Origin of the sequence: Pseudomonas amygdali, from assembly GCF_002699855.1 — a bacterium.
In the GTDB taxonomy this organism is placed as follows: domain Bacteria; phylum Pseudomonadota; class Gammaproteobacteria; order Pseudomonadales; family Pseudomonadaceae; genus Aquipseudomonas; species Aquipseudomonas amygdali.
In genome coordinates, this window is the sequence record NZ_LKBW01000297.1 from 1 (window position 1) to 14200 (window position 14200).

The 14200-nt window shown below is 57.6% G+C and carries 17 protein-coding genes; 11 read left to right on the forward strand and 6 right to left on the reverse strand.

Annotated features, from left to right (window positions below; translation table 11 throughout):
• Positions 1-35 precede the first annotated feature (35 nt).
• On the forward strand, positions 36-845 hold the full coding sequence (locus AO277_RS23045) for a glycosyltransferase family 2 protein (protein WP_052834985.1): 810 nt from the start codon (positions 36-38) through the stop codon (positions 843-845).
• Positions 846-887: 42 nt separating this feature from the next.
• Here AO277_RS23045 and AO277_RS23050 read toward each other — a convergent pair whose 3' ends face one another.
• Entirely contained in the window at positions 888-2696 is a 1809-nt protein-coding gene (locus tag AO277_RS23050; RefSeq protein ID WP_044318880.1) for a monovalent cation:proton antiporter-2 (CPA2) family protein, read from the reverse strand.
• A gap of 243 nt (positions 2697-2939) precedes the next feature.
• On the opposite strand from AO277_RS23050, the gene AO277_RS23055 reads away from it, so the two are divergent.
• Positions 2940-3128 carry a hypothetical protein gene (locus AO277_RS23055; protein WP_005779813.1) on the forward strand — a complete coding sequence of 63 codons (189 nt, stop codon included), beginning with the start codon at positions 2940-2942 and terminating at the stop codon, positions 3126-3128.
• Between the two features lie 33 nt (positions 3129-3161).
• On the opposite strand, the gene AO277_RS23060 is transcribed toward AO277_RS23055, so the two are convergent.
• Together AO277_RS23060 and AO277_RS23065 are read right to left on the reverse strand one after the other, a co-directional pair.
• On the reverse strand, positions 3162-3554 hold the full coding sequence (locus AO277_RS23060; protein ID WP_002553137.1) for a Fe2+/Zn2+ uptake regulation protein: 393 nt from the start codon (positions 3552-3554) through the stop codon (positions 3162-3164).
• A 228-nt stretch (positions 3555-3782) separates the two neighbouring features.
• Positions 3783-4811, reverse strand: a complete 1029-nt coding sequence (locus tag AO277_RS23065) for a FecR family protein (RefSeq protein ID WP_044318881.1) — start codon at positions 4809-4811, stop codon at positions 3783-3785.
• A 255-nt stretch (positions 4812-5066) separates the two neighbouring features.
• Between AO277_RS23065 and AO277_RS23070 the strand changes: the two genes are divergently transcribed.
• The 4 genes from AO277_RS23070 (at position 5067) to map (ending at position 7543) form a co-directional block, all read left to right on the forward strand.
• Positions 5067-6098 (forward strand): Ldh family oxidoreductase, encoded by a 1032-nt coding sequence (locus AO277_RS23070; protein ID WP_002553139.1) that lies wholly within the window; start codon positions 5067-5069, stop codon positions 6096-6098.
• 102 nt (positions 6099-6200) lie between these two features.
• Positions 6201-6410, forward strand: a complete 210-nt coding sequence (locus AO277_RS23075) for a hypothetical protein (protein ID WP_004662355.1) — start codon at positions 6201-6203, stop codon at positions 6408-6410.
• 87 nt (positions 6411-6497) lie between these two features.
• Positions 6498-6755, forward strand: a complete 258-nt coding sequence (locus tag AO277_RS23080; protein WP_002553140.1) for a ParD-like family protein — start codon at positions 6498-6500, stop codon at positions 6753-6755.
• Positions 6752-7543, forward strand: a complete 792-nt coding sequence (gene map / locus AO277_RS23085) for a type I methionyl aminopeptidase (protein WP_002553141.1) — start codon at positions 6752-6754, stop codon at positions 7541-7543. Before AO277_RS23080 ends, map begins: the two co-directional genes overlap by 4 nt.
• A 76-nt stretch (positions 7544-7619) precedes the next feature.
• On the opposite strand, the gene AO277_RS23090 is transcribed toward map, so the two are convergent.
• From AO277_RS23090 to AO277_RS23100, 3 genes are all read right to left on the reverse strand, one after another.
• Entirely contained in the window at positions 7620-7856 is a 237-nt protein-coding gene (locus AO277_RS23090; RefSeq protein WP_002553142.1) for a DUF6555 family protein, read from the reverse strand.
• Between the two features lie 234 nt (positions 7857-8090).
• Entirely contained in the window at positions 8091-8792 is a 702-nt protein-coding gene (locus tag AO277_RS23095) for an endonuclease (protein ID WP_005732586.1), read from the reverse strand.
• Between the two features lie 4 nt (positions 8793-8796).
• The gene (locus AO277_RS23100) at positions 8797-9048 is read right to left on the reverse strand and encodes a DUF1654 domain-containing protein (protein ID WP_004662361.1); all 252 of its coding nucleotides are present in this window, start codon (positions 9046-9048) and stop codon (positions 8797-8799) included.
• 133 nt (positions 9049-9181) lie between these two features.
• Here AO277_RS23100 and AO277_RS23105 point away from each other — a divergent pair, with 133 nt between their 5' ends.
• The 5 genes from AO277_RS23105 to AO277_RS23125 all read left to right on the forward strand — a co-directional run bounded on the left by AO277_RS23105 (position 9182) and on the right by AO277_RS23125 (position 14174).
• Positions 9182-9406, forward strand: a complete 225-nt coding sequence (locus AO277_RS23105; RefSeq protein WP_002553145.1) for a YgdI/YgdR family lipoprotein — start codon at positions 9182-9184, stop codon at positions 9404-9406.
• A 233-nt stretch (positions 9407-9639) separates the two neighbouring features.
• Complete coding sequence (locus tag AO277_RS23110; RefSeq protein ID WP_369812058.1) at positions 9640-10560, forward strand: sugar ABC transporter substrate-binding protein; 921 nt, start codon at positions 9640-9642, stop codon at positions 10558-10560.
• Positions 10561-10613: 53 nt separating this feature from the next.
• The gene (locus tag AO277_RS23115; RefSeq protein ID WP_044318882.1) at positions 10614-12167 is read left to right on the forward strand and encodes a sugar ABC transporter ATP-binding protein; all 1554 of its coding nucleotides are present in this window, start codon (positions 10614-10616) and stop codon (positions 12165-12167) included.
• Positions 12164-13156, forward strand: coding sequence for an ABC transporter permease (locus AO277_RS23120; protein ID WP_044318883.1), 993 nt, complete (start codon positions 12164-12166; stop codon positions 13154-13156). Before AO277_RS23115 ends, AO277_RS23120 begins: the two co-directional genes overlap by 4 nt.
• A gap of 1 nt (position 13157) precedes the next feature.
• The gene (locus AO277_RS23125; RefSeq protein WP_044318884.1) at positions 13158-14174 is read left to right on the forward strand and encodes a LacI family DNA-binding transcriptional regulator; all 1017 of its coding nucleotides are present in this window, start codon (positions 13158-13160) and stop codon (positions 14172-14174) included.
• Positions 14175-14200 lie beyond the last annotated feature (26 nt).

Consider the following 14200-nt stretch of genomic DNA (forward strand, 5'->3'; position numbering starts at 1 on the left):
TTTGGTCGGCATACATGCACCTCTAGCTACATGTTATGCCCGAACACAAAATTTCTGACAGTCTCGCGCAAGCCCGTTGTGCCAACGTATTGCGCATCGACAGCAAGGACTTCAACCACGGTGGTACCCGGCAGATGATGGTCGATTTGCATCCCGACTACGACGTCTATGTCTATCTGACCCAAGACGCCTACGTTGAAGATATCAATGCCATTGCCAACATTCTGCTGCCTTTCGCAGACCCCAAGGTCGGCGCGGTCTGCGGGCGTCAATTGCCGCACAAGAACGCCAACCTGCTGGCCCAGCATGCACGGTTGTTCAATTACCCTCCGACTTCGCAGATCAAGACTCTGGCCGATGCACGCACGCTGGGCATCAAGACGCCATTCATGTCCAACTCGTTCGCGGCCTATCGCGGTGAAGCGTTGCGGGCGATTGGCGGCTTTCCCCGGCATGTGATTCTTTCCGAAGACATGTACGTCACCGCCAAAATGCTGATCGATGGCTGGAAAGCAGCCTATGAAGGTTCGGCTGTATGCCGTCATTCGCATAACTACAGCCTGCGTGAGGAGTTTTGCCGTTACTTTGATATCGGTGTGTTCCAGTCCCGTGAAGCGTGGATCTACGAAACCTTTGGCGGCATCGGCGGCGAGGGCATGCGTTACGTCAAGTCCGAGCTTAAATTCCTCGGCCCCCGGCGAATTCTCTGGTGGCCCATGTCGTTCGTACGTAATGCGCTGAAGCTGCTGGCCTACAAGCTGAGCAAGCAGGAAAAGCGCCTGCCCCGTGGTGTGAAGAAAAAACTCGGGATGTACAAGCGCTATTGGGACAGTCCTTACGCCTGACCGAACCCTGCGCCGGACGCTGAGCGCCCGGCGTCTGGCACATCAGCTTTTCGCAGCTTCTTCGTCCAGACGGTCGGCCTCGAACAGTTGCGCGAGGTCGGCCCTGGCTTCACGGGCGGTCTGCAGAACCTTGGCGTCGTCGTCATACACTTCATGTTGTGCGGCCAGCACCTGTTCGTCGTGGCGCTTGAAGCGACTGATGCGCGCATCGGCCTGTGCCTCGGTCAGGCCCAGCCCCATCAGGGTCTGACGGCTCATCTCCAGGCTTGAATAGAATGTCTCACGCACGGCATGAGCGCCAATGTCCATCAACCGGTGAACGTGCTGGCGGTTACGTGCACGGGCAATGATCTTCATGTGCGGATACAGCTTGCGGATCAACTCGGCGGTCTTGATGTTGGTGTCCGGATCATCCGTCGCAATGACGAAGTATTCCGCTTCATCAACCTTGGCTGCACGCAGTATTTCCGGGAGCAGCGGGTCGCCATAAAACACCGGCACATTGCCGAAGCTGCGCGAAAACTCGATCGATTCCACAGCGGTATCCAGAGCGATGAAAGGGATTTTCTGCGCCCGCAGGATGCGCGCTACGATTTGCCCCATACGGCCCATGCCAGCGATGACCACGCGTGGTTTGTCGGTCTGGATATCGCGGTACTCGTCCGGCACCTCGACAGGCTTGATCCTGGGTTTGATCCAGCGCGCCAGGGCAATGAACAGCAACGGCGTGATCGCCATCGACAAGGTGATGGTCAGCACCAGCATGTCGTAAAGCCCCGCCTCGAACAGCCCTTGAGCGCTGCCGATCTTGAACACCACGAAGGCAAATTCGCCACCGGCTGCCAACACCAGGCCCAATTGCAGCGCGCTGCGCTTATTGAGACCGCCAGCGGTACGACCGATCAGGAACAGCATCGGCAGCTTGATTCCGATCAACAGCAGCGTCAGGCCCAGCACCGCGAGGGGCGAACTGAGCAGCAAGCCGACGTTGGCACCCATGCCGACACTGATGAAGAACAGCCCCAGCAACAACCCTTTGAACGGCTCGATTTGTGCTTCCAGTTCGTGACGGTATTCGGAGTCTGCCAGTAGCAGACCGGCGAGAAATGCGCCCAGCGCCATGGACACGCCCACCAGTTCCATCAGCCACGCCGTACCAATCACTACCAGCAAGGCAGTGGCGGTCGAGACTTCCTGGATTTTGGTCTTGGCAACGATGCGAAATACCGGACGCAGCAAATAGCGGCCGCCGATCACCACAATGGCAATGCTGCCCAGCACGCTCAGGCCGTGGTTGATGCTTTCGCCGGTGTCCATTGCGTGATCGGCCCCGGCCAGGAATGGCACCATGGCAATCAAGGGAATTGCTGCAATGTCCTGAAACAGCAGGATAGCGAACGCCATCCGGCCATGCGGGCTATTCAACTGCTTGCGCTCGGCCAGACTCTGCAGGCCGAAGGCTGTGGATGACAGCGCCAGGCCAAGACCCAGAATGACCGCAGTGTTCAGCGACTGGCCGAAGGCAAACAACGCGATCCCGCCAATGACCAGGCCCGTCAGCAACACCTGCGCCATGCCTACGCCGAACACCGATTTGCGCATGACCCATAAACGCTTTGGCGACAGCTCAAGACCAATGATGAACAGCAACAAGACCACGCCCAGCTCTGAAATGTGACTGACGCTCTCCGTGTCGCCTATCAAGCCCAGCACCGAAGGGCCGATGATCACTCCCGCGAACAAATAGCCGATCACCGCGCCCAGCTTCAGGCGCTTGGCCAGCGGTACTGTCAGCACGGCGGCGAGTAGAAACACTACTGCGGCCTGCAACAGGCTGCCTTCATGGGGCATGTAAAACTCCTTGGTAATAATTGAACACACTGTTTGAGCAGGGCGGTATTAAAGCATGGGAGTTTTACACGGCAACGTTCATCGCGGCATGACAATAATCAACGCGGTTGATAGAGCGCGCGTGAAGGATGCGAAGGAGGGGAGCAGGGCAGGCTGACGATGCCATTCGTCGCGCATCGGCGTAAGCTATGCGCGCAAACAGGCAGTGCCAACTGCCCGCTCACGAGCATTCAGGAAACCATTATGACCAACAAGCAGCGTTTGATTTACTCGATTCTGATCGCCCTCGGCGTTCTGGCGATCATGCTGGGCTTGTCGCACCTGCAAAACAGCGGTGTCATCACCGAAAAAACCTTTCAGTACATCGCAATCAGCGTGGCCGTACTGGTCGTGATTCTTAACGGGATCATGCGCCGCAAGGTCAAGCGGTAAGCGCGGCAAGTGGCAAGGATGACGAGGCCCGTTTTACTGGGCACCATCCTTGCTCGCATCACCCAGCCATTGTCGGGCACGAGGGTGCAGGCTGTAGGTCTTGTCGTCATTGAGGTGAATCACGCCTTCATCGCACAGGCGCTTGAGCACTTCGCGCACACTTAGAAACGAAAGCGGTACATCAAGCCTGAGCAGCTGGCTGTGCACGCCCCGTACTCCCAATGGCTGGCCTTCCTCGCTCGATACCAGAAGCGCATCAAGCACCTTGAGCCTGACCAGGCTGGTACGCAGACCAAAGCTTTTCAGGAGCAGTCGGATGTGCTCGTTTCCGGGCCGCTCTGTCTCCAGAGCGGGCGACTGTGCCTGCGCAGCCAGTGCTGTTTGGCGCAGCAGGGTGCGAGTCGTGATTCCTTGGCGATTGAACATCCACAAACTCCTTTTCAGGCTTTTTTAAACAATCTCAGTTACTAAGACGAACGAGCGCAGCAAAACCTCAGTTATCAATGGAAAAAAATAAAAACGCCAACACGCACGGGGTGGCCGCAGCGCTGTGCGTTTCAGGGTAGATGAAGATCGGGCAGTCGCGAGGGGACGGTTGATCCGGCGATCGGCGGATACAAAATCGCTCTGCGTCAGTCAGGTGCGCGAGAGCGCTCAGCCTTTCGGAGCGTCGGGTATCCGGCGGTTGAGCACCGGGTTGCCGTTCTGGTTCTGCGTGACATAAACCGGCAGCACCTTGGGCAGAGAGGCCAGCAGGCTGGACAGGTCGCGCGTGTTGAAACTGCCGCCAAGGCGCATGGCACCGGTTGCGGTATCGGCCAGCAGAATAGGCGTTTGCAGGTAGCGATTGATCAGTGGCAAGGCCTGGCTGAGAGGCAGATCATTGAAGATCAGCTTGCCATTACGCCACGCCAGGCTCGAATCCTTTGTGTCGGTCTGGCTGATCAGGGGCGCGTCGTCGCCTGCCTTGTAGCTGGCCTGCATGCCAGGGTCAAGATGATGGCTTGACGACGGATGTGCGCGATCACTGCTGACCTGAACCGAGCCCTCGACCAGCGTTACACGTACCTGGTCCTGATACATCCACACATTGAAGCGTGTGCCCGTGACCTTGATGCTGCCCTTGCCGGCATCGACTACAAAGGGGTGTGTGCTGTCGTGGCTGACCTCAAAAAACGCCTCACCCTTTTTCAGCGTGACGCTGCGTCGATCCTTGTAGTTGGCGTAGGTCAGCTCGGTGCCGAGGTTCAGTTCGGCACGGCTGCCATCTGCCAGTACCACAAGACGCGTCGCGGTATCGGCGTTGTAGGACTCGTAGGTGTCAGGCAGCCAGCCCTGATTCCAGCCCACATAACCGGTGACCGGCACAGCCAGAGCAATGACCGCCGCGGCAGCCGCGAGTGGTGCCACGCGGCGCTTGCGACGAAGTACGGGCTGGTTGCTATGTGTAGCCTGAATCGGGAGTGCCGGGGCCGGATTGAGCGGTTCGATTTGTCCGGTAATGTCCCAGACTTCCCGCATCGCCTCATACTCCACCGCATGCAAAGGATGGGCTTTCAGCCATTGCTCGAACGCTTTCCGTTCTGCGGCGGTGCAGTCTTCGGCGTGCAGGCGCATGCACCAATGCGCAGCGGCATCGGTGATCGCGTCGTGTTCTGCCTTGCTGAAAAGAGGGTCGCTCATGGGCGCTCCGGCCTATACCGTCGGCGCATTCTACCCTTGGATGTCAGGGAGAGAGAACATTTGCAGGATATTACCCGTCAACGCACAGCGTAATTCCTTGTGAATGCAAGCAGCTCTCATTGAAACCTTTCCGTGACAATCGAGTACGTGTAGTGCGCAGGGAGTTTTTTTACAGGGCCTGCAGCGCTACTCTCGGTGCTGTTATTTCGGGTGGTTGTTCCCGGTACCTTGCCATGACATGAACAGGAGTCTCAGATGTCCGCCATCCCTAACGATCAGCCGGTCCGGACGATTTCATATCAGCAACTGGAAGATTTATTGCGGCGGATCTTCCTTGCACACGGCACCTCCCCGGAGGTTGCCGATGTGCTTGCCGAGAACTGCGCCAGCGCTCAGCGCGACGGCTCGCACAGTCATGGCATCTTTCGCATGCCTGGCTACATCTCATCGCTGAACAGCGGCTGGGTGGATGGCAAGGCAGTGCCGTTGATCGAGGATGTCGGTGCTGCATTTGTCAGGGTCGACGCCGGCAACGGCTTTGCCCAGCCTGCGCTGGCGGCGGCCAGTTCATTGCTGATCGACAAAGTGCGCAGTGCCGGGATTGCGGTTCTGGCGATACGCAATTCTCATCACTTTGCCGCGCTGTGGCCGGATGTCGAACCTTTCGCCGAACAGGGGCTGGTCGCCCTGAGCATGGTCAACAGTATGACCTGCGTTGTGCCACACGGTGCGCGTCAGCCCCTGTTCGGCACCAACCCTATTGCCTTCGCTGCACCGCGTGCGGGGGGCGAGCCTGTTGTTTTCGACCTGGCAACCAGCGCCATTGCCCATGGTGATGTTCAGATCGCAGCGCGGGAAGGGCGATTGCTACCAGCGGGTATGGGCGTGGACCGCGAGGGCCGGCCTACTGAAGATCCTCGCGCCATTCTCGATGGCGGGGCACTACTGCCCTTTGGCGGTCATAAGGGGTCCGCATTGTCGATGATGGTCGAACTGCTGGCGGCAGGGCTGACAGGCGGTAACTTCTCCTTTGAGTTCGACTGGTCGAAGCATCCCGGCGCGCGGACACCCTGGACAGGTCAGTTGCTGATCGTCATCGATCCGGACAAAGGCAGCGGTCAGCATTTTGCACTGCGTAGCGAGGAACTGGTAAGGCAGCTCCACGGGGCAGGGCAGGAGCGACTGCCGGGGGACCGACGCTACAGCGAGCGTGCGCGGTCGATGGCGCACGGTATCGACATCGCTGAGGCTGATCTGGAGCGCTTGCAGGGTCTGGCGGGCGGTTGAGCCGTTTACAAATTCGCTGACCATTCGTCGCAGTCAGTCTTGTGTCGGCGCTCGGTTCTAAATACTGTATGCATAAACAGTAAAGAACGAACGAGGTCTGTCATGTCCCTTAAGTCAGTGCAAACGTCAGTACAAAGCCCGGTTGCTCAGCAGCATCGTACCCTCTCTACCGTCAATGAAATGCAGCGTGAGGATTTCCTCCGGCTGGCGGCAGGTCTTCGTCAGTTCAATGGCTACGAGCAGGATGTATCGATAGCCATTGCGGCAGCCCGCGCGAGTGGCGAATTCCGTCAGGCCAGCGCGATGGAATAGTGCGGCTGGTAGCGGCCATGATGCGTCTCGGGTTGATTGTGAGTATATGTAGCGTATATGCTTCATATATTCAATTTGAGGTGAATCATGGGTCTGGTAAAGATTTCCGAAAACATGCACGCCAACCTGCGCTCTGCCAGCGTTGCGCTCAGTCGCTCCATCAATGCGCAGGCTGAGCACTGGATGCGCATCGGCATGCTTGCCGAATTGCACCCGGCACTGGATTACAGCGAGATCTGCCAGATGTTGATCCGTATCGAGAACGCAGGCGGCACGGTGCTGACTGCTTCGAACTTCAACGTTGCAGAGCTTTCTGCGTCCAGCCTTTCCAAGGCGGCCTCATGAGCAGCGCCATCGGTATCAAGACCGAACAGGACCTTGTGCAGTTGCGCATAGCCGGCAGGCTGGCTGCCGATGTACTCGCAATGATCACGCCTTACGTCAAGGCTGGCGTAAGCACCGAAGCGCTGGACGATATCTGCAACGAGTACATCGTCAAGGAGTTGAAAGTGATTCCCGCGAATGTGGGCTATCACGGTTTTACCAAGACCACTTGCATCTCTCCCAATGCAGTGGTCTGTCATGGCATACCTTCTGCCACCGATATTCTGAAAGATGGCGATATCGTCAATATCGATGTCGCGGTCATCAAGGATGGCTGGTACGGCGATACCAGCCGTATGTATCTGGTCGGGGAGGTCAGCCCCTTGGCAAAACGTCTTGTCGAGACGACCTACGAAGCAACCCGCGCCGGTATTCATGCAGTGCGTCCGGGGGCGACGCTGGGTGATATCGGTTATGCCATTCAGAGCATCGCTCATCGTGAAGGCTTCAGTGTGGTGCGTGAATATTGCGGGCACGGCATTGGCCGCAAGTACCATGAAGAGCCTCAGGTTCTGCACTACGGCGCTCAGGGCAAGGGCCTCAGGCTAAAGCCGGGCATGGTGTTCACCATCGAACCGATGATCAATGCCGGCAGGGCCGGTACTCGTACCTTGCCGGATGGCTGGACGGTTCTGACCAGCGATCTTTCATTGTCTGCGCAATGGGAGCATATGGTTGCAGTCACTTCGACCGGTTTTGAACTGCTGACGCCCTGGCCTGAGGGGACGGGCGATTATCCTGCCATTTAAACGTCAGTGGTCTGGCGATTTATGTACACAAAAAATGGCCTTGTCGAAAGGCCATTTTTTGATCAGGGGTGATGTTTCAGTACTGCGGCGAAGATCTTTTCCAGCGTACTTCTGTTACACCAAAACGCTCGGCTTGCAAGGTCGCCATTCCTATCGGCCCAGCAGACATATTGCCACTCACTGTGCCGACGCCGGCGTGTAGCGTTGCGCAGTGCAATGCGTCGCACTGGCACATTTGCCTGGTCTGGTGCAGAAAGCAACGAGGTTCACCATTGAACTGATAGTGAATTTCAAATTCCGTTTGATGATTCATCTTTCCTGCTCGTAAGCCTGACGGCATGCCATCAAAATAGTGTGATTGTTCCAGTGGGGCATGCGCGAGAAGCCTTCTCCGGTCACGCTGCTGTCTTCAGAGCGTAGAACGAAAATCGCGTTGTTTCGAGATGTGGTTGCCAGTTGTCCGATGAGTGGTTTTGGATTCAATCAAACGCATGAATGGATGACCCAATGGTCATCCAAGCGAAGATCTTCTGTTTTGAAACAAGCTTCATTTACATGCCTTGAGGTCTACCGGGCCGACAAAATCATTACCCCGACCCATAACGCAGGCGACCTGCTGATTGCGCTGGCGCTCCCAGGCCTGCGGAGGATAAGTCTTGTCCCAGGCTTGATAAAGCTGTTGGTCCTGACGCGACAGGCGCAAGTTGTATTGCTTGCTCATGTAGAAGTAGGTGCGGGCGATCATGCCGCGAATGGAAGGGCGAGGCATGACCTTTTTCGCCTTGAAATCCACTTGCGTCAGGCAAGAACCGTACTGGCCTTTTTGCTCGGGTACCCAGCCAAAGCTGAAGTTGCTGCGGTCGCCATTCACTTCGCCGATGCTGGGCACCAGGTTATGCAGGTCTGCCTCGGCGCGTTTATAAACGGCATCGGTCTTTGTGCAGTTTTTGCGCCCGCCGTTCTGCCAGCATTGGCGCAGATGGCCGATCTGCCAGGCTGGAACAATGTGCTCCCATTCAATGCGACTGGCGCGCTTGGCGCTCTTGCGCGGGACATAGCCGCAGCCAGCAATATCGACCCGGTTGCCGGTGTATTTACAGCCGCAGTAAAATTCGGTCGATTGTGGTGCGTATAACCCCCAGGCGACTTTCTTGGCTTCGCTGAAAGTACGCGGAGCTTGGGCCTGAGCGCTGAATGAAGCGGTGATGAGCAGGGTGGTGCAAAGCAGTGTCGAGAATCGAAACATCATGCCGTCAGTCTTCCTTCGGCAACGTCCAGAATATTTGCACACCACCATCGTCGCGCCAGGCGAGGGTGACGTTGTCGTTCTCGGCTATTTCTTCAAGAAGCTGCGCCCAGTCGTCCTCTGACTCATCCGGTTGACGAAAAAGCAGGGCAGCCCTGGATTTCTGAGCGGTAGGCGAGTTGATGATCTTCTGTACCCGCATGCCCATGCGCTCGTAAGGGCCGGGAGTGGAGGCGGTCGCTGCGGTTTGTTTGGCCACGGATAGGGTTCCTGATTTTAGCTGTACGGGCATACAGTATTTCAGTGTCGGATCTTTCGCAACATCTATGTAAGATAAAGCGCTTGAAATGGCACACTATTGTCTTGAAAAACCAACGCTCCCGGAGTCGCGCATGAATATCAAGTCACTGACATTTCCGTTACTGGCCGCAACTGCTGTACTGCTGGCAGGCTGTTCCACGCCTTCGGTCGTCACGCTTCAGAACGGCACACAATACATCACCAAGGACATGCCCAAGACCAAGAGTCGTGATGGTTTCTACGAGTTTGAAGACATCTCCGGCAAGAGAGTCCGGATCAAGGCCGACGAAGTGGCTACGGTCAGACCGGAGGAGTGAAATCCGACTGAACGCTAATGCTCGTTCCCTGTGCGGTTGGGGGCGAGCAGTACACACAGATTTCATTTCCGACGGATTGACAAACCCTGCGGGTTTTTTCATAGTTCATCCCTCGCAAACGTTTGCGTGTTGATGCATTGCATCGACCCTGCGTCGTTCGCCCGAACAATAATCACAAGATCGGAGATGAACTCATGAAGCTGCCATTTGCTGGACGCCTTCTCGCTGTCGCCATGTTCGCTGCTGTCACGGCAGTCATGCCCCTCTCTGCTGCATACGCTCAGACGCCTGAAAAACCCAAGGTCGCACTGGTGATGAAGTCGCTCGCCAATGAATTTTTCCTGACCATGGAAGACGGTGCCAAGGCTTATCAGAAAGAGCACGCCACCGACTTCGACCTTATTTCCAACGGGATCAAGGACGAGTCAGACACCTCTGCGCAGATTCGTATCGTTGAGCAGATGATTGTCTCCAAAGTCGACGCCCTGGTGATCGCGCCTGCCGACTCCAAGGCGTTGGTGCCGGTGCTCAAGAAAGCTACAGACGCCGGTATCAAAGTCGTCAATATCGACAACCAGCTTGATCCCGACGTGCTCAAAAGCAAAAGCCTGATGATCCCGTTCGTGGGGCCGGACAACCGCAAAGGTGCCGAGCTGGTAGGCGACTACCTGGCCAAGCAACTCAAGAGCGGTGACGAAGTCGGCATTATCGAAGGCGTGCCGACCACCACCAACGCTCAGCAACGCACCGCCGGTTTCAAGGATGCCATGGACAAGGCGCAGATGAAGATCGTGTCTGTGCAGTCCGGCAACTGGGAAATCGACAAGGGCAACGCCGTTGCTTCGGCGATGCTCAATGAATACCCGAACCTGAAGGCCCTGCTGGCCGGCAATGACAGCATGGCCCTGGGGGCGGTTTCTGCGGTGCGTGCAGCAGGCAAGGCTGGCAAGGTCATGGTGGTGGGTTACGACAACATCAACGCGATCAAACCGATGCTCAAGGATGGCCGAGTGTTGGCCACTGCTGACCAGTTTGCAGCCAAACAAGCGGTCTTCGGTATTGAAGCTGCGTTGAAGCTGGTCAAAGGCGAGAAGGTCGACACCAACGAAAAAGGCGTCATCGAAACGCCGGTAGAGCTCGTTACCAAACCTTGATCCACGCCGCGTAAAGGTGCCCGTCCTTGAAGGACGGGCGCTGGGAGAAATCTATGTCAGCGTCTGTTCAGACAGCTGTTCTTTCGGTCAGTGGCATCGGTAAAACCTACGCTCAACCCGTGCTCGGTGACGTCGATCTGACGTTGATGCGTGGCGAAGTGCTGGCCCTGACCGGGGAAAACGGTGCCGGTAAAAGCACCTTGTCGAAAATCATTGGCGGCCTGGTGACGCCCACTACAGGGCGCATGGAGTTTCAAGGGCAGCCTTATGAACCTGTGAGTCGTACCCAGGCCGAAAAGCTCGGGGTTCGCATGGTCATGCAGGAACTGAACCTGCTGCCGACCCTGACCGTTGCCGAAAACCTTTTCCTTGACGACCTGCCGCGTCGTGCTGGCTGGATCGACCGCAAGCGCCTGCGTGAAAATGCGATCAAGGCTATGGCTCAGGTGGGTCTGGACGCTATTGATCCCGATACGCTGGTCGGCGATTTGGGGATCGGTCATCAGCAGATGGTCGAGATCGCTCGCAACCTGGTTGGCGACTGCCATGTGCTGATCCTCGACGAGCCTACTGCCATGCTCACCTCACGCGAGGTGGAAATGCTGTTCGAGCAGATCACGCGGCTGCAGGCTCGTGGTGTCTCGATCATCTACATCTCCCACCGGCTTGAGGAGCTTGCCAGAGTGTCTCAGCGCATAGCCGTACTGCGCGATGGCAAGCTGGTGTGCGTCGAGCCGATTGCCCGCTACAACAGCGAGCAACTGGTCACGTTGATGGTCGGCCGTGAACTTGGCGAACACATGGACATGGGCGCCCGGCAGATTGGCGAAGTAGCGCTGTCAGTCAAGGGGCTCAGTCGTGCCGGCAAGGTTCAGGATGTTTCGTTCGATGTGCGACGAGGTGAAATCTTCGGTATTTCCGGGCTGATCGGTGCCGGGCGCACCGAGTTGCTGCGCCTGATCTACGGTGCAGATGTTGCCGACAGTGGTGCGATTGAAGTTGGGCAGCCACTGCAAGCCGTCACCATCCGTTCACCCTCGGACGCCGTGGAGCACGGTATTGCCCTGATCACGGAAGACCGCAAGAGCGAAGGACTGCTGATGTCGCAGTCAATCAGCGCCAACATTGCGCTGGGTAATATGCATTCGATCTCCAGAGCAGGCCTGGTCAACACCGATGACGAACTGAAGCTGGCGCAGCGCCAGGTGGCTGCCATGCGTATTCGCAGTTCCAGTCCGGACCAGCTGGTCTCCGAGCTGTCAGGCGGTAATCAGCAGAAGGTCGTGATCGGTCGCTGGCTGGAACGTGATTGCCCGGTGATGCTGTTCGACGAGCCGACGCGAGGCATCGACGTCGGTGCCAAATTCGATATCTACGCGCTGCTGGCCGAATTGACCCGTCAGGGCAGGGCGCTGGTGGTGGTTTCCAGTGATCTGCGCGAACTGATGTTGATCTGCGATCGTATCGGTGTGCTGTCTGCCGGTTGCCTGATCGACACGTTCGAGCGCGACAGCTGGACCCAGGACCAATTGCTTGCCGCTGCCTTTGCCGGTTATCAGAAACGTGACGCGCTGCTCAATGACGCCGCGCCCAGGAACGACTCATGAAAAATACTCCTTCTCCGACGCTGACCGTGCCGGCCCGTCGCGGCGGCAATTACTTTGGTCTTGGCACCTACATCGGGCTGGCGGGTGCGCTGCTGGTGATGATCGTGCTGTTTTCCCTGCTCAGCGATCACTTTCTGTCCTATCAGACATTCAGCATGCTGGCCAACCAGATCCCTGACCTGATGGTGCTGTCGGTCGGCATGACGCTTATCCTCATCATCGGCGGTATCGACCTGTCCGTTGGGTCGGTGCTGGCGCTGGCTGCTTCGGCTGTGAGTGTGGCCATCCTGGGCTGGGGCTGGAGTGTGTTCCCGGCCGCCTTGCTAGGCATCGCCTGCGCGACCCTGGCCGGTACGATTACCGGCTCCATTACTGTTGCCTGGCGCATCCCTTCGTTCATCGTCTCCCTCGGTGTGCTTGAGATGGCCCGTGGCGCGGCCTACCAGATGACCAATTCGCGCACCGCTTATATCGGTGATTCGTTCGCCTGGCTGTCTGACCCGATCGCGTTCGGTATCGCGCCGTCCTTCATCATCGCACTGCTGGTTATTTTCATTGCTCAGGCGGTGCTGACCCGTACCGTTTTTGGTCGCTACCTGATCGGCATCGGCACCAATGAAGAAGCGGTGCGTCTGGCCGGTATCAATCCCAAACCCTACAAGATTCTGGTGTTCTCGCTGATGGGCCTGTTGGCCGGTGTGGCGGCGCTGTTTAAGATATCGCGACTGGAAGCGGCTGATCCGAATGCCGGTGCCGGGCTTGAGCTGCAAGTGATTGCCGCCGTCGTGATCGGTGGCACCAGCCTGATGGGCGGGCGCGGTTCGATCATCAGTACTTTTTTCGGCGTGCTGATCATTTCGGTACTGGCCGCAGGCCTGGCGCAGATCGGTGCGACCGAGCCGACCAAACGCATCATCACTGGTGCGGTGATTGTGATCGCAGTAGTGCTGGACACCTACCGCAGTCACCGGGCACGGCGCCAGGGCTGATATGGCGACTATCAAGGATGTCGCGGCGCTGGCGGGAATCTCGTACACCACGGTTTCCCATGTGCTGAACAAGACCCGGCCGGTGAGCGAGCCGGTCAGGCTCAAGGTCGAGGCGGCCATCGCGCAGCTCGATTATGTGCCCAGCGCTGTGGCGCGTTCGCTGAAGGCCAGGAGCACATCGACTATCGGCCTGTTGATTCCCAACGGTATGAATCCGTATTTCGCCGAGTTGGCGAGGGGCATCGAGGACTACTGTGAGCGCAACGGTTTTTGCGTGATCCTCTGTAATTCCGACGACAACCCGGAAAAGCAGCGCAGTTACCTGCGTGTTTTGCTGGAAAAGCGCGTTGACGGGTTGATTGTCTCGTCTGTGGCGGGTGATGCCAGCGTCGCCTGTGGCCTCACCGAGGTGCGCACGCCGCTGGTAATCGTCGACCGCGAGCTGCAAGGCATCGAAGCTGACATGGTGCGCATCGATCACGAGCATGGTGCCTGGCTGGCAACCCGACATCTGCTGGATCTCGGGCATCGTCACATTGCCTGCATTGGCGGACCGCGCGACAGCATGGTTGCCGAAATGCGCCTGGCGGGTTATCGGCGGGCCATGCAGCAGGCATCTGTCGAGGTCGGCCCGGATTGGGCGGTGCACAGCGAATTTACCAGTTCGGCTGGCCATGCGGCTGCGAAGCTGCTGCTGGCCGGTCATGCGCCAACAGCGATCTTTGCCGGCAACGATGTCATCGCCATCGGTGTGCTGCGCGCTGCCGCCGAGCGTTCGATTCGCGTGCCTCAGGATCTGTCGGTCATCGGCTTTGATGACATTCAGATGAGCCGCTACGTCTATCCGGCCCTCACCACCGTGGGGCAATCGATCATGCAACTGGGCGAAACCGCCGCCGAAATGTTGTTAAACCGAATCGCCGCACCGCATACAGTTCCTGTCGAAAAAAGACTCGTGACGCCTTGCGTCTTGGTGCGCGAGTCCACGGCAGCGCCGAACACTTTGTCCAATGAATGACGCGCACGCACAGCAACGGATTAATG

Bases quoted from the DNA above. Each gene is read 5' to 3' on its own strand.
- AO277_RS23125 (WP_044318884.1), top strand. From the start codon at position 13,158: ATGGCGACTATCAAGGATGTCGCGGCGCTGGCGGGAATCTCGTACACC.
- AO277_RS23065 (WP_044318881.1), bottom strand. From the start codon at position 4,811: ATGAGCGACCCTCTTTTCAGCAAGGCAGAACACGACGCGATCACCGAT.
- AO277_RS23110 (WP_369812058.1), top strand. From the start codon at position 9,640: ATGTTCGCTGCTGTCACGGCAGTCATGCCCCTCTCTGCTGCATACGCT.
- AO277_RS23050 (WP_044318880.1), bottom strand. From the start codon at position 2,696: ATGCCCCATGAAGGCAGCCTGTTGCAGGCCGCAGTAGTGTTTCTACTC.
- AO277_RS23075 (WP_004662355.1), top strand. From the start codon at position 6,201: ATGTCCCTTAAGTCAGTGCAAACGTCAGTACAAAGCCCGGTTGCTCAG.
- AO277_RS23090 (WP_002553142.1), bottom strand. From the start codon at position 7,856: ATGAATCATCAAACGGAATTTGAAATTCACTATCAGTTCAATGGTGAA.
- AO277_RS23055 (WP_005779813.1), top strand. From the start codon at position 2,940: ATGACCAACAAGCAGCGTTTGATTTACTCGATTCTGATCGCCCTCGGC.
- map (WP_002553141.1), top strand. From the start codon at position 6,752: ATGAGCAGCGCCATCGGTATCAAGACCGAACAGGACCTTGTGCAGTTG.
- AO277_RS23060 (WP_002553137.1), bottom strand. From the start codon at position 3,554: ATGTTCAATCGCCAAGGAATCACGACTCGCACCCTGCTGCGCCAAACA.
- AO277_RS23120 (WP_044318883.1), top strand. From the start codon at position 12,164: ATGAAAAATACTCCTTCTCCGACGCTGACCGTGCCGGCCCGTCGCGGC.
- AO277_RS23045 (WP_052834985.1), top strand. From the start codon at position 36: ATGCCCGAACACAAAATTTCTGACAGTCTCGCGCAAGCCCGTTGTGCC.
- AO277_RS23080 (WP_002553140.1), top strand. From the start codon at position 6,498: ATGGGTCTGGTAAAGATTTCCGAAAACATGCACGCCAACCTGCGCTCT.
- AO277_RS23115 (WP_044318882.1), top strand. From the start codon at position 10,614: ATGTCAGCGTCTGTTCAGACAGCTGTTCTTTCGGTCAGTGGCATCGGT.
- AO277_RS23105 (WP_002553145.1), top strand. From the start codon at position 9,182: ATGAATATCAAGTCACTGACATTTCCGTTACTGGCCGCAACTGCTGTA.
- AO277_RS23070 (WP_002553139.1), top strand. From the start codon at position 5,067: ATGTCCGCCATCCCTAACGATCAGCCGGTCCGGACGATTTCATATCAG.
- AO277_RS23095 (WP_005732586.1), bottom strand. From the start codon at position 8,792: ATGATGTTTCGATTCTCGACACTGCTTTGCACCACCCTGCTCATCACC.